The organism is Amycolatopsis sp. NPDC005003 (assembly GCF_053600695.1).
The window spans coordinates 19,374-32,294 of sequence record NZ_JBSGAI010000029.1 but is presented as its reverse complement, the minus strand read 5'-3'; the positions used below and the strand labels follow the sequence as shown (position 1 = coordinate 32,294).

The 12,921-nt window shown below is 71.8% G+C and carries 12 protein-coding genes; 4 read left to right on the top strand and 8 right to left on the bottom strand.

All coding sequences use genetic code 11. The features are described 5' to 3' along the window. Position 1 precedes the first annotated feature (1 nt). The 4 genes from ACWED2_RS29795 (at position 2) to ACWED2_RS29780 (ending at position 4,258) form a co-directional block, all read left to right on the top strand. Positions 2 to 1,162 (top strand): amidohydrolase family protein, encoded by a 1,161-nt coding sequence (locus ACWED2_RS29795; protein WP_449693809.1) that lies wholly within the window; start codon positions 2 to 4, stop codon positions 1,160 to 1,162. Between the two features lie 85 nt (positions 1,163 to 1,247). Further along, entirely contained in the window at positions 1,248 to 1,637 is a 390-nt protein-coding gene (locus ACWED2_RS29790) for a hypothetical protein (RefSeq protein WP_449693808.1), read from the top strand. Positions 1,638 to 1,660: 23 nt separating this feature from the next. Further along, positions 1,661 to 2,950, top strand: a complete 1,290-nt coding sequence (gene hisS / locus ACWED2_RS29785) for a histidine--tRNA ligase (RefSeq protein ID WP_449693807.1) — start codon at positions 1,661 to 1,663, stop codon at positions 2,948 to 2,950. A 54-nt stretch (positions 2,951 to 3,004) separates the two neighbouring features. Beyond that, positions 3,005 to 4,258: a HEAT repeat domain-containing protein gene (locus tag ACWED2_RS29780; protein WP_449693806.1), complete on the top strand. Its 1,254-nt coding sequence runs from the start codon at positions 3,005 to 3,007 to the stop codon at positions 4,256 to 4,258. A gap of 136 nt (positions 4,259 to 4,394) precedes the next feature. Here ACWED2_RS29780 and ACWED2_RS29775 read toward each other — a convergent pair whose 3' ends face one another. From ACWED2_RS29775 to ACWED2_RS29740, 8 genes are all read right to left on the bottom strand, one after another. Further along, positions 4,395 to 5,600 carry a sensor histidine kinase gene (locus ACWED2_RS29775; protein WP_449693805.1) on the bottom strand — a complete coding sequence of 402 codons (1,206 nt, stop codon included), beginning with the start codon at positions 5,598 to 5,600 and terminating at the stop codon, positions 4,395 to 4,397. Next, positions 5,597 to 6,244: a response regulator transcription factor gene (locus ACWED2_RS29770; protein WP_449693912.1), complete on the bottom strand. Its 648-nt coding sequence runs from the start codon at positions 6,242 to 6,244 to the stop codon at positions 5,597 to 5,599. The genes ACWED2_RS29775 and ACWED2_RS29770 overlap by 4 nt, the downstream gene beginning before the upstream one ends. A gap of 63 nt (positions 6,245 to 6,307) precedes the next feature. Beyond that, positions 6,308 to 7,588 carry a cation:proton antiporter gene (locus ACWED2_RS29765; protein WP_449693804.1) on the bottom strand — a complete coding sequence of 427 codons (1,281 nt, stop codon included), beginning with the start codon at positions 7,586 to 7,588 and terminating at the stop codon, positions 6,308 to 6,310. Next, on the bottom strand, positions 7,585 to 8,814 hold the full coding sequence (locus ACWED2_RS29760; protein WP_449693803.1) for a cytochrome P450: 1,230 nt from the start codon (positions 8,812 to 8,814) through the stop codon (positions 7,585 to 7,587). Before ACWED2_RS29760 ends, ACWED2_RS29765 begins: the two co-directional genes overlap by 4 nt. Next, a complete protein-coding gene (locus tag ACWED2_RS29755; protein WP_449693802.1) occupies positions 8,811 to 9,881 on the bottom strand; it encodes an alpha-hydroxy acid oxidase in 1,071 nt (356 codons plus the stop codon). Before ACWED2_RS29755 ends, ACWED2_RS29760 begins: the two co-directional genes overlap by 4 nt. Beyond that, positions 9,881 to 11,416: an NAD(P)-binding domain-containing protein gene (locus ACWED2_RS29750; protein WP_449693801.1), complete on the bottom strand. Its 1,536-nt coding sequence runs from the start codon at positions 11,414 to 11,416 to the stop codon at positions 9,881 to 9,883. The genes ACWED2_RS29755 and ACWED2_RS29750 overlap by 1 nt, the downstream gene beginning before the upstream one ends. 82 nt (positions 11,417 to 11,498) lie before the next feature. Next, on the bottom strand, positions 11,499 to 12,422 hold the full coding sequence (locus ACWED2_RS29745; RefSeq protein ID WP_449693911.1) for an aldo/keto reductase: 924 nt from the start codon (positions 12,420 to 12,422) through the stop codon (positions 11,499 to 11,501). A gap of 50 nt (positions 12,423 to 12,472) precedes the next feature. Further along, entirely contained in the window at positions 12,473 to 12,874 is a 402-nt protein-coding gene (locus ACWED2_RS29740) for a MerR family transcriptional regulator (protein WP_449693800.1), read from the bottom strand. Positions 12,875 to 12,921 lie beyond the last annotated feature (47 nt).

Sequence of the window (12,921 nt, the reverse complement as noted above, 5' to 3'; positions counted from 1 at the left end):
CGTGGACACCCTGATCACCGCCGGCCGGGTGCTGCCCCGGCCGGCCACCCCGATCGAAGACGGCGCCGTGCTGGTGCGCGACGGCGTGATCGTCGCGGCAGGCCGGCGCGCGGACGTCGTCGCGCAGGCCGCGCCGGACGCGGCCCGGCACGACTTCCCGACCGGGACCGCACTCGCCGGCCTGTTCAACGTCCACGTGCACCTGGCGTTCGACGCGTCCCGCGAGATGCTGGCGCACTTGTCCGACGCTCCGCTGGAGGGCGCCCGCTCGCGGCTTGAGGCGATGCTGCGCAGCGGCGTCACGACCGTGCGGGACCTCGGCGACCGCGGGCACCTCGGCGCGGCCGTCCGGCGCTCGTTCGAAGGCTCGGTGGCGCCGCGGCTGCTGGTGTCCGGACCGCCGATCACCGTGCCGGGCGGGCACTGCCACTTTTTCGGCGGTGAAACGGCTTCCGACGGCGAAATCCGCGCTCTGATCGACGCGAACGCGGCCGCGGGCGCCGACGTGATCAAGGTGATGGCCAGCGGCGGCCAGATCACCGAAGGCGGCGCGGACATGTGGGAGTCGCAGTTCGACGCCCGGCAGTTGCGGGTGGTCACCGAGCACGCGACGCGCCACGGGTTGCCGGTGGCGGCGCACGCCCACGGCGCCGACGCGATCGAGGCCGCCGTCGAGGCCGGGGTGTCGACGGTCGAGCACTGCAGCTTCATGACCGGCCCGCGCTCGTTCGACCGCCGGGAGCACGTGGCCAAGCGGATGGTCGCCGACGGGATTTCGGCGTGCTCGACGAGCAGCCGCAACTGGCGGACGATCGTCGAGCGGCTCGGCGAGGAGCTCGGGCTGGCGGTGTACGGACGGCTGCCCTGGCTCGAGGAACAGGGCGTCCGGCTGCTCGCCGGGACCGACGCGGGCCTGGCCGGTTCGGTGTTCGACGACCCGGCCGGCGCGCTCGAGCTGTACGAGTGGCTCGGCTTCCCCCGGCGCCGGATCCTGGAGATCGCCACCGAGGACAGCGCGGCCGGGCTGGGGCTCGGCGACGTGACCGGACGGCTCGAGGCCGGGCTCGCGGCGGACGTCCTGGTCGTCGAAGGCGACCCGCTCGCCTCGCTGGCCGCGCTCCGCAACCCCCTGCTGGTGCTCGCCCAGGGCCGCGTCGCCTGACTTCCCGATCGGGGAATGCCGGCTTTGGTGACAGCGTTTTAAAACAGTGTTACTGTAGCCGCAGCCACTTCGAAGGAGCCCCCCGATGCACGGACCCACCCAGCTGTTCACGGTGATCGCCCTGGTCTCGCTGCCGACCGTGATGTACGGCGGCTACGCGCTGATGGGCGTCCTGCGCGACCGCAAGCTCACCGAGCACCAGCGCGCGATGTTCCGCGCCGGTCACGCCCACGCCGGTGTCCTGCTGATCCTCGCCCTGGTCGCGCTGCAGATCCTCAGCCGCACGACGTTGTCCGACCCGACGTTGTGGATCACCTGCTTCCTGCTGCTGTTCGGGATCCTCGCCCAGTCGGGTGGCTTCTTCCTGCACCTGCTGCCGAACCGCGGCAAGCTCGGCGGGCGCGTGACGTCGGTGGGCGCGGTGCTCCTGGCGGCGGCGACGCTGCTCACGGCGTACGGGGTCGCTTTCGCCTGAGCGCCGGTCGTTAAGCTGGTGACGTGCCTGAATACCTGCCGACCGCGCCCTACAAGGGGACCCGGGACTTCCTGCCCGCCGAAATGTCCGTGCGTACCCAGGTGTTCGGTCATCTCTACGACGTCCTCGAGCGCCGCGGCTTCCTCCGCTACGACGGCCCGATCCTCGAGTCGGCCGAGATCTACGAGCGGAAGTCCGGCCAGGAGATCGCCGACAAGCAGCTGTACACGCTGACCGACAAGGGCGGGCGGCGGCTGGCGCTGCGGCCGGAGATGACGCCGTCGGTGGCGCGGATGATCGCCGGGAGCGCGAAGTCGCTGTCGTTCCCGGTCCGCTGGTACAGCCACCCGAACTGCCACCGCTACGAGGCGCCGCAGCGCGGCCGCGTGCGCGAGCACTGGCAGATCAACGCGGACATCTTCGGCTCGGACAGCGCCAACTGCGAGATCGAGATCTTCGAGCTGGTGCACGACATGATGGCCGCGCTGGGCGCGACGCCGGACATGTTCGTGCTGCGCGTCAACGACCGGAACCTGCTGACGTCGGCGCTCACCGACGTCGCCGGCGTGTCGGAGGACCACCTGTCCCAGGTGTTCGCGCTGGTCGACCGCTGGGAGAAGTACCCGCGCGAGAAGCTGGCCGAGAGCGCGGGCGAGATCGGGCTTTCGGACAAGCAGTTCGAGAAGCTGGCCGAGACGCTCGACGCGGGCGAGGCGCTGCTCGACGAGCTGCCGGCCGAGGTGCGGGAGCAGTCGAACCTGGTCCGCGTGCTGAACAGCAGCGCGGGTTCGCTGGTCAAGTACGAGCCGATGATCGTGCGCGGGCTGGCGTACTACACGTCGACCGTGTTCGAGGTCTTCGACACCTCGCCGGAAAACCGCCGGGCCCTCTTCGGCGGCGGCCGCTACAGCGATCTGGCGTCGATGTTCACGCCGCAGCAGATCCCGGGCATCGGGTTCGGCATGGGTGACGTCACCCTGATGGACTTCCTCGACACGCACGGCCTGACGCCGGCCCCGCGCAGCGAGGTCGACGTCATGGTGATCCCGGTGACCGAGGACCTCTCCGACGCGGCCCGCTCGGTCGCTTCGTCGCTGCGCGCGGCGGGGCTGCGGACGTCGACCCCGATCGAGCACCGCAAGCTGGGCAAGGAGCTGACCCGCGCGGACAAGGCGGGCGCGGCCGCGGTGGTGATCGTCGGCCAGGAGGACTGGGCCGCGGGGAACGTGACGGTCCGGAGCCTGGCGACGCGGGAGCAGAACCCGGTCGCGATCGCCGAGGCCCCCGCCGCGGTGCGGGCGCTGCTGGCGTAATCGGTTCGACTCCCCTCCGGGACCCGGGCATCCTGGGCGCCGGAGGGGATGGCCATGCTGGATCTCGACCGCCTGCTCGCCGGTGACGTGCGGCGCTGGGCGGATTTCGACCTCGAACTGCGGCGGACGTACTGGCCCGCCGGCACCCGCTGCACCCCGCGTGAAGCGCTGGTCGTCGCCGCTTGCTCCGGTGACGGCTATCTGCGCGAGGCCGCGATCCACCGGCTCGCGGTCAGCCCGGACCCCGAAGCGCTGCCGCTGCTGCTGGTGCGCTGCGTCGACTGGGTCCCGCAGGTCCGGGCGGCGGCCCGGGCGGCGGTGGTGTCCAAGCTGGACACGTCCGGGCTCCGCGCGATGCTGCCGTTGCTCGGCGTGCTGCGCCGGCGTCAGGTCGACGACTGGATGACCACGCTGCTGCGCGAAGCACTGCCGAGCATGCTCGAGGACGCGTTGGCGCTGGAGGACCGGAAGACCCGCCGCTGGCTCCACGGCGAGGCGATCGGGCTTCTTCCCCGCGAGCGGCTGCTCGACATCGCGGTGCGGGACCCCGACTTCGTCGTCCGCGCGGTGTGCGGCAACGCGTTGCTCGACGGCGGCGAGTGCGTCGAAGAGCTCTTGCGGGCCGGGGTGCCGAAGGTCCGGATGCGGGCGTTGACGCTGCTCGGGCCCGAGGCCGCCGTGGCTCACCTGGCGGACCGGTCGTCGGCGGTCCGGTCGATGGCGCAGGCCCTGGTCCTGAAGGCCGGCGGGGACCCGGCGGCGCACTACCGCGCCATGCCGGTGTCGTTCGGCGTGCTCGCCGGGCTCGGTGAGACCGGCACCGCCGCCGACGCCGGGTTCCTGGAGGGACACCTCGCCGACGACCGGCCCCGGATCCGCCGGGCGGCCGTGCGCGGCCTGCGCCGGATCGCGCCGGAGTCGGCGTCGGTGCAGCCGTTGCTGACGGACCCGTCGCCCGCGGTGGTCCGTCAGGTGGTGGCATTCCTGCGCGGCAAGCCCGGCCTCGTCGGCGTCCCCACCCTGCGGGAGCTGCTGGCGCCGGGACGTCCGGGCCACACGCGCCGGGCGGCCGCGGCCCTGCTCCGCGACCACGACACCTGGCTGCGCCTGCACACGAACCTCACCCTGCTCGCCGACCCGGACCTGGCCGCCGACGCCCACCACGACCTCCACGCCTGGCTCCAGCACTCGGCCGCCACCTACACCACCCCGCCCCCGCCCCTGGCGGCCGAAATCGACGCGGCCTGCTCGGCCCTCCCCCCGCAAATGGCCCGCGAGATCCGCTTCGCCCTCCCGAAGCTCCCGTGACCAGCGGGGCATCTCGCGTGATCGGAGGGGCATCTCATGTGACCAGCGGGGCATCTCGCGTGATCGGGGAGGCATCGCGCTGATGCCCGCTCAATCACGCGTGATGCCCCTTCAGTCACGCGAGATGCCCGCTCGATCACGCGTGCTGCCCCGGCGGGTCGGCGCGGAGGAGGCGGAGGGTGAATGTTGCTCCGGCTCCGGGGCGGGCCGCGGCCGCGATCGTTCCGCCGTGGCCCGTCACCACTTCGCGGACCAGGGCCAAGCCGAGGCCGAAGCGGCGGCCGTCGCCGTCGGAGCCCCGGGCGAACCGCTCGAAGATGCGGTCCGCGTCCGCGGCCGGGAAACCCACGCCCGTGTCGCGGACGCGCAGCTCCACGTGCCGTTCGTCGGGGACGCCGAGCCACACCTCGATCGAGCCGCCCGGCGGGGTGTGGCCGAGCGCGTTGTCCAGCAACGCCGACAGCACGCGGCGCAACGCCGTCGGCACGCCTTGGACGACGTACGGCCGCCGCTCGCGCGTCACCGCCAAGCGGACCTGGCCCGCCGAGGCGCGCACCGCCTCGGCCGCCACCGCCTCCTCGGCCAGCACACCCAGCTCGACCAGCTCCAGCGACGGCCGTTCGCCGCACGCCTGCGCCGACAGCAGCAGGTCCTCGACGACTTCGCCGAGTTCCCGCGTGCCGCGGACCAGGTGGTCGAGTTCCGCCGCGTCGCGGCCGGACGCGCGCCGGGCCAGCAGCTGCGCGCGCGTGTGCAGCCGGGTCAGCGGTGCCCGGAGCTCGTGGGACGCGTCGGCGACGAACGTCCGCTGCCGCCGCAGGGCGTCTTCCAGCGGCCGGATCGCCCGGTGGGCCAGCACCCGCCCGCACCCGAGGGCCGCCAGCAGCGCCAGCACCTCGGCGACGCCGAGCCCGGACACCAGCGACGCGCGGTCCTGGATCTGGTACCGCTCTTCGAAGAACGCCTGGGAGACGACGCCGCCGCGGTTCTCCACCCGGAACGTGTACGTCATCCCGTCGATCGCCCGCCGTTCGGTGTGGACGTCGCCGGGGGCCGGTACGAGCGCGTTCAGCTCCGGGATCGGCATCCCCGCGGGCGGCGGTCCCGCCGGCGCGTGCGCTCCCGGCGTGAACAGCCAGACGCAGCCGGGCGGGGTCGCGCCGGGGCCGAGCTGGATGGTCCTGGCCAGCAGCCGGTCCGCGTCGGCGTGCTGGCCGGACAGCAGGATCCCGTACGCGATCGCGCCCGCGACGGCCACGAGCAGCGACACCACCACGGCGATCTGCGCGGTGATCACCCACCGCGCCCGCCGCAGGGCCCGCGCCTCGGGTTCGGAACTCATACCACGCCGATCTGGTACCCCAGGCCGTGCACGGTCCGCACGGCGTCCCGGCCGAGCTTGCGCCGCAGGTAGTACACGTACGTGTCCACAATGGACTCGCCGGTCGAGTCGGCGAACACGCGCGTGCGCAACGCCGCCCGCGGGTGGATCGCCTTGGGCCGCTGCGCCAGCGTCCGCAGGAGCTCGAACTCGCGCCCGGACAACGTGATCCGCTCGCCGCGCGGCAACACGACTTCGTGGCGCTGCAGGTCGAGCGCCGCCGTGCCGAGCGGCAGGCACTCGGCGCCGTCGAGGTCGCGGCGGCCCAGCGCGCGCAGCCGCGCGAGCAGTTCCTCGGCCTCGAACGGCTTGACGAGGTAGTCGTCCGCGCCGGCGTCGAGGCCCGCCACGCGGTCGGCCACCTCCCCCAGCGCCGAGAGCACCAGCACCCGCGTGGTCACCGCGCGGGCCCGCAGCCGTCGCAGCAGCTCCAGCCCGTCGATGACCGGGAGCCGGCGGTCGATGACCAGCACGTCGTAGTGCCCGGTGAGGCCGAGGTGGAGACCCCGTTGGCCGTCGTGCGCCGCCTCGGTCTCGTAGCCCTCGTCCGCGAGCAGTTCCCCCAGCATGCCCGCCAGCTCCCGGTCGTCTTCGACCAGCAGCACCTTCGGTTTCGCCACCCCGTCGCGCACCGATCCATCTTGACAGTTATTTCCGACCTTGAATAATCAACTTTTCCCGGTTACCGGAACGGGTTCGGCCGTCAGGAGTACTTCGGTGCTCCCCTTGCGGGCATCGCGCCGGTCGAGCCAGGCCAGCACCGGCGCGGTCATGATCGTGGTGACCAGCGCGACGAGCACCAGCACCGTGAACAGCGCCGGCGAGACGATCCCGGCGGCCAGCCCGATGTTGAGCGCGATCAGCTGCATCAGGCCACGCGCGTTGACGAGCACGCCGACGCGCGACGCGATCGCCGGCGGTTCCCCCGCCAGCCGGGCCGCACCCCAGGACGCCCCCAGCTTGCCGACGATCGCGACCACCACGCACAGCACGGCGAACGCGAGCAGCTTGGGGTCGGCGAGCAGGGCGAACCGCGTGTTCAGGCCGGAATAGGTGAAGAACAGCGGCAGGAACACGATCCGGCCGATCGGCATGATCTTCGCCAGCACGGCGTCCGCGGCGGGCGTGCGGGGGAACGCGATCCCGACGCAGAACGCGCCGAACACCGCGTACAAGCCGATCACGTCGGTGAACCAGGCGGCGGCGAACAACGTCATCGCCGTGACGAGGACCCGCTGGTCGAGCCCCATGCGCTCACTGCGCATCGCCTTCGCCAGCAGCCGCCGTCCGATGATGAACACCAGCCCGGCGAACAGGAGGCCGCCGCCCAGCGCGAGCGCCACCGGCCCGGCCGACCCCGCGTGCATCCCCAGCACGACGGCCAGCAGGAGCCACGCCAGCACGTCGTCGAGCGCACCGCAGGCCAGCGCCAGGGAGCCGAACTTCGTCGAGGCGATCCCGCGTTCGGTGATGATCCGGGCCAGCATCGGGAACGCCGTGATCGCCAGCGCGACGCCGACGAACGCCGCCGAGGTCGCCGGCGAAACACCGTCCTTGCCGATGCCGACCCACGACGTGCCCAGCACCGCGACGCCGACCCCGAGCGCCAAGGGCACCAGCGTCCCGGCCGAGGAGATCGCCGCGACCGACTTGCGCGACTTCACGACGCTGCCCAGGTTGAACTCGTAGCCGGCGCCGAACATGTAGATGACCAGGCCGATCTGGCCGCCGACGTAGAGCAGCGAGCGGATGCCGTCCGGGAACAGCGCCGCCTGCACGCCCGGCAGCAGCAGCCCGAACAGCGACGGGCCGAGCAGCACGCCGGCGATCATCTCCCCGACCACCGGCGGCTGGCCGAGCTTGACCGCGGCCAGGCAGACCAGCCGGACCACCACGAGGATCACCACGACGGCGAGGAAGAACACGGGCGCCGCTTCGGACGGGCTCATCGGTTGCCTCCGGCGAAGTAGGTCGAACACAGGGCTTGGCGACGGGCGTCGAGGACCATGTACGTGCCGAACACGAGCTGGGCGAAGCTGCGCCAGACGTCTTCCCAGCGGTCGCGGACCGCGAGCCACACCAGGGGTGCGCGCCGGTGCCGGGCACCGCGCGGCGTCAGCAGCACCGGGCCGCGGTTGGGGATCGAACGCGTGTGGGCGGCCGTCGAGGCGAGGCTGAAGCGGCGCAGCACTTCCTGCGCGACGACCCGCATGGTCGGCGGCGCGAGCCCGCGGGCCGGGCAGGCGCGGTTCTGCGCGACGCCGAACGGGACGAACTCCTCCTTCGTGGACTGCTCGGCGAAATCGGGGTAGCTGAAGCACAGCACCGTGCCCGCCGGGATGGTCAGCCGGTCCAGCTCGATGTCCGCGGTGGAAATCCGGTGCGCGATGCCGAACAGCGGGTACGCGCGCAGCCCGTCCTCGATGACGCGGTCGATGTCCTCCGGGTGGCCGGCGAGGCGCCGCTGGCCGCGTTCGTCCTGCGCGATGATCATCAGCAGGTGCGCCATCGCCTCCGACATCTGCACGACGGCGGTGGTGAAGAAGGTGCCCTGCAGGTAGTACGCCTGCTCCTGGGGTCTCAGTGACTCCGGGAGCGGGTGCGGGACGTCGGCGAGCCGCTGCCTGAGGTACTTCGTCAGCCGGGCCCGGCGGCGCATGTTCCGCGGCCGCACGCACTTCAGCGCCGAGGCGACGTCGTCCGCGTGGGCCACGATCAGAGCACGCGCCTCGGGCGGGCACGGCTCGTCGAACACCAGCTCGTAGTACAGCTCGGCCCAGATCGGCATCATCTCGTCGCGCAGCCGGACGAGCCCGGGGCGGACGCCGTCCAGGACGTGGCCGGCAACGCGCCGGGCCAGCTCCTCGGAGTCCTTTTTGGACTTGACCAGGATGTGGCGGGTGCACTTGGCGACCTCGTCGTAGCGCGGGCCGGCTTCGAGGTGCTCCTGGTGCACTTCGGGGCCCGGCGACAGCCAGTACCAGAACAGGTCGGACAGCGCGGCGCCGCGGCTGCGGCCGTTCGCCGCCGGGTCGGCGTAGACGCGCCGGAAGTCGGCGGCGCCGACCTGCGGGCCCGGGATCGTCACCACGTCCTGGCCGTTGACCAGCGCGAAGATCCGCATCCGCAGCGCGACGACATGCTCGGGCAGCCACGCGAGCGCCTTGCCGATCATCGCCGCACCTGGTCCGCGGTCAGCTCCGCCGGCAGCCGTCCGCCGCACAGCGCGAGGGCCTGGTCGAAGTCGGTACGCAGCAGCTCCAGGACCTCCGAGGCGCCTTCGCGGCCGCCCGCCGCCAGGCCCCACACGACCGGGCGGCCGACGCCGACCGCGTCCGCGCCCAGTGCGAGCGCCTTGACGACGTCGGTGCCGCGGCGGATCCCGCCGTCCAGCAGCACCGGGACCGCCCCGCCGACGGCCGCGGCGATCTCGGGCAGGACGTCGATGGTGGCGGGAACGGTGTCGAGCTGGCGGCCGCCGTGGTTGGACACGACGATCCCGGCGACACCGTGGTGCACGGCCAGCCGCGCGTCCTCGGCGTGCAGCACCCCCTTGATCAGCACGGGCAGCTTGGTCTTCGAGCGCAGCCACGCGATGTGGTCCCAGTTCAACCCGGCCGACATGACGATCTCGCGAACATGGCTGGTGTTCCCGCCGCTGCGGTTCTCGCCGATGTTGCGCAGGTTCTCGACGAACAACCCGGCCGGCAGGTCGTGGAAGGCGTTGCGGTCGTCGCGTTCGCGGCGGCCGAGCACCGGCGAGTCGACGGTGACGACGAACGCCTTCACCCCCGCGGCTTCGACGCGGCGCACGATCGCCTCGGTGAACTCCAGGTCCGGCTGCAGGTAGAGCTGGAACCACAGGCCCGGGTCCGGCGCGACCTCGCGGGCGGCCGCGGCGATGTCCTCGATCGCCGTGGTCGAGGCCATGCTGACGATCATGATCGTGCCCGCCCGCGCCGCGGCCCGCGCGGTGGCGAGCTCGCCGTCGGGGTGCGCGAGCCGGTGGAACGCCGTGGGCGCGACGAGGATCGGCATCGAGGACGGTGTCCCGAGCAGCTCGATGCTCAGGTCCCGTTTGTCGCTGCCGCGCAGCACCCGGGGCACCAGCCGCAACCGCTGGAACGCGGTTTCGTTCTCCCGCAGGGTGATCTCGTCCTGCGCGCCGCCCGCGAAGTAGTCGTAGTGCACCGGGTCGAGGCGCTGCCGGGCGGCCGCCTCGAACTCCGCGACCGTGCGCATCACAGCTCCCGCGTGAAGAAGGCGATCAGCGGCTCGACGTGCACTTCCTTGTCCCACTCGTTCTCGAGGTTCTCGGTGACGTGGTGGGTGGCGGCCAGCTCACCGGCGCGGTAGTGCCGGACGATCGGGTGCAGGTAGTGGCCTTCGCCGTGGTCGTTGGCCTTGTCCTGGGCGGCGCGGGCGACGAAGTCGAACGGGTCGACCTTGTCGTGGTCCGGGCCGTAGTCGAGGGTGACGACGTAGGCGTCGCCCGGCGGGTTCGCCAGCACCCGGTCGACCGGCACCTCTTCGAGGTAGCGGGCGGTGTCGCCGTCCACGACCACGACGTCGCCGAGGAAGCCGAACTGCTGGTACAGCGCGGAAGTCCGGTTGATCCGGGTGATCACGGCCTCGGTCAGCGCGTCCGGTTTGGCCGGGAGCTCGGTGTGCGGCCACGGGACGTCGTGGTGGCGTTCGTTCAGCACCTTCGCCAGCGCGCGGACGCCGTAGCGGAAGCCGTGGATGAACGCGCTGGTGGCCTTCTTGAAGTCGCGGACCTGCGTGATCGTGCCCGCGAAGTAGAGCCCGGGCACGTTGACCGACTCCCAGCTCGGCGTCTGCGCGGGGAAGCGGTCGTTGATGGTGAGCTCCGGACGACAGTCCTCGTCGAACAGCGACGCGTCGAACCGGAAGCCGGTGCAGCCGATCACGCGGTCGTAGCGGATCTCCTTGATCACTTCGTCGGCGCGGGCGAAGGCGAACTTGACGTGGTAGCCGTCGGCGTCCTTGCGGACTTCGCGGACGTCGCCGTCGAGGATCGCGTGCTGCAGCTTGAGCTGGTACATGTCCAGGATGCCGGCGTTGTAGGCGCGGAGGTGGCCGACGAAGTGGGTGCGCCAGGCCAGCTTCACCGGCCGCGGCCCTCCGACGTGCACGACGGCGGCGTGCTCGATGAGGTTGTCGGCGGTCTCGAAGGCGGAGTTCCCCTTGCCGAGCACGAGGACGCGCCGGTCGGTGAAGCTCTTCGGGTCGACGTCGACGTCCACGTACTGGTCGATGAGCTCGACGCCGGGGAAGTCCGGGAGGTACGGCTTGGTGACGCCGGTGGCCATGATCAGCCGTTTCGACCGGAACTCTTCTTCACCGGCGGTGAGGACGAAAGTTTCGCCGTCGCGGCGGATGCGCGTGACGCGGGTGTCGTAGCGGACCTCGACCTGGTGCTTCTCGACGTAGTCGGCGAGGTAGCGCAGGAGGTCCGGCGCGTCCGGGAAGAGCTTTTCGCTGTAGTCCGTGAAGAGGACCGGGTCGTCGTCGCCGTCGGCGAGGATCGAGTTCCAGTCCATCCGCAGGCGCAGCTCCGGGTCGGTGTACCCGGTGTGCTTCTTGTTGATGGAGATGAGGGTCCGGTGCCGCGGGAAGGTCTCGAAGAAGTGCCCGGGCGCGGACCCGGCCTCCAGCACCAGGTACCGGTGCCCGGCGCGGCCGAGGTGCTGCCCCAGCTGCACCCCGGCCGGCCCGGCCCCGACGATCAGATAATCGAGCACTTCCTCCGCCACGACGACCTCCTGGGGCTCGGCACCGACCACGTGATCGGCGCCGAGCCTGCCCCGGAGATCTCAGAAAAGCCTCAGAGGAAAGTTACTTCCCGGCGGCGCGGGCGAGCCGTTCCGGATAGCGCTCTCCGGCGATCGCGTCGGCCGGGGCGGCCGCCTCGATGGCCGCCAGGTCGTCCGCGGTCAGCTCCAGCGACGCCGCCGCGACGTTCTCCTCGAGGTACTTGCGGCGCTTGGTGCCCGGGATCGGCACCACGTCCTCGCCCTGGGCCTGCACCCACGCCAGCGCCAGCTGCCCGGCGGTGACGCCCTTCTCCCCGGCCAGCTTGCGCAGCGCCTCGACGATCGCCATGTTGCGCTCGAAGTTGCCCTCGGCGAAGCGGGGCAGGCCGCGGCGCATGTCGTCCTCGGGCAGGTCGGCGACCGACGTCACCGCGCCCGTCAGGAAACCCCGGCCCAGCGGCGAAAACGGGACGATCCCGATGCCGAGCTCCCGGCACGTGTCCAGGATTTCGCCTTCGATCCCCCGGGTCCACAGCGACCACTCGCTCTGCAGCGCGGTCACCGGGTGCACCGCGTGCGCGGCCCGGATCGTCGCCGCGCTCGCCTCGGAAATCCCGGCGTACCGGATCTTTCCGGCCTCCACCAAGGAAGCCAGCGCGCCCCAGGTCTCCTCGATCGGCGTGTCCGGGTCGACGCGGTGCTGGTAGTACAGGTCGATGTGGTCGACGCCGAGCCGGCGCAGCGACTCGTCGCAGGACTGCTTGACGTACGCGGCGTCACCGCGGGCGCCCATCGCGCCGTCGTTCCACACGATGCCGAACTTGGTCGCGAGCACGACGTCGTCGCGGCGGCCGGCGATCGCGCGGCCGACCAGCTCCTCGTTGACGCCGTTGGCGTAGACGTTCGCCGTGTCCAGCAGCGTCACGCCGAGCTCGAGCGCGCGGTGGATGGTCGCGATCGACTCGTCGTCGTTGTCGCGGACGCCGTAGGCCTGGCTCATCCCCATGCAGCCGAGCCCCTGGGCGCCGACTTCCAGGCCGCCCAGTTTCCTGTTCTTCACGCCGAAATCTCCTCCCTACCGGGTTCCACGCCGAGCACGTTGCGCTCGACCTGGGCGTAGTTCTCGATCTTGTAGTCGAGGATGTCGAGACAGCCCTGCAGCTCGGCGATCCGCTCGGCGACCGACCGGCGCTGCTCCACCAGCAGGGCCTTGCGGCGGCCCGCGCTCGCGACGCCGTGCCGGCGCAGCGACGCGTACTCGCGCATGCTCTTGATGGGCATCCCGGTGGTGCGCAGCTTGGTCAGGAAGCCCAGCCAGTTGAGGTCGTCGTCGGAATAGGCGCGGCGGCCCGCGGCGTCCCGCGCGGGCGGGTCGAGCAGTTTGATGCGCTCGTAGTACCGGAGGGTGTCGATGGACAGTCCGCTACGTCGCGCGGCTTCCGCTATCGAGTAGCTCATGCGCCGACAGTACGACCTGGAGTGCACTCCAGGTCAAATCCGTCCCT

Excerpts from the sequence above, each read along its gene's own strand:
- ACWED2_RS29740 (WP_449693800.1), bottom strand. The coding sequence starts at position 12,874 with ATGAGCTACTCGATAGCGGAAGCCGCGCGACGTAGCGGACTGTCCATC.
- ACWED2_RS29765 (WP_449693804.1), bottom strand. The coding sequence starts at position 7,588 with ATGAGCCCGTCCGAAGCGGCGCCCGTGTTCTTCCTCGCCGTCGTGGTG.
- ACWED2_RS29780 (WP_449693806.1), top strand. The coding sequence starts at position 3,005 with ATGCTGGATCTCGACCGCCTGCTCGCCGGTGACGTGCGGCGCTGGGCG.
- ACWED2_RS29775 (WP_449693805.1), bottom strand. The coding sequence starts at position 5,600 with ATGAGTTCCGAACCCGAGGCGCGGGCCCTGCGGCGGGCGCGGTGGGTG.
- ACWED2_RS29790 (WP_449693808.1), top strand. The coding sequence starts at position 1,248 with ATGCACGGACCCACCCAGCTGTTCACGGTGATCGCCCTGGTCTCGCTG.
- ACWED2_RS29760 (WP_449693803.1), bottom strand. The coding sequence starts at position 8,814 with ATGATCGGCAAGGCGCTCGCGTGGCTGCCCGAGCATGTCGTCGCGCTG.
- ACWED2_RS29745 (WP_449693911.1), bottom strand. The coding sequence starts at position 12,422 with ATGGGGATGAGCCAGGCCTACGGCGTCCGCGACAACGACGACGAGTCG.
- ACWED2_RS29755 (WP_449693802.1), bottom strand. The coding sequence starts at position 9,881 with ATGCGCACGGTCGCGGAGTTCGAGGCGGCCGCCCGGCAGCGCCTCGAC.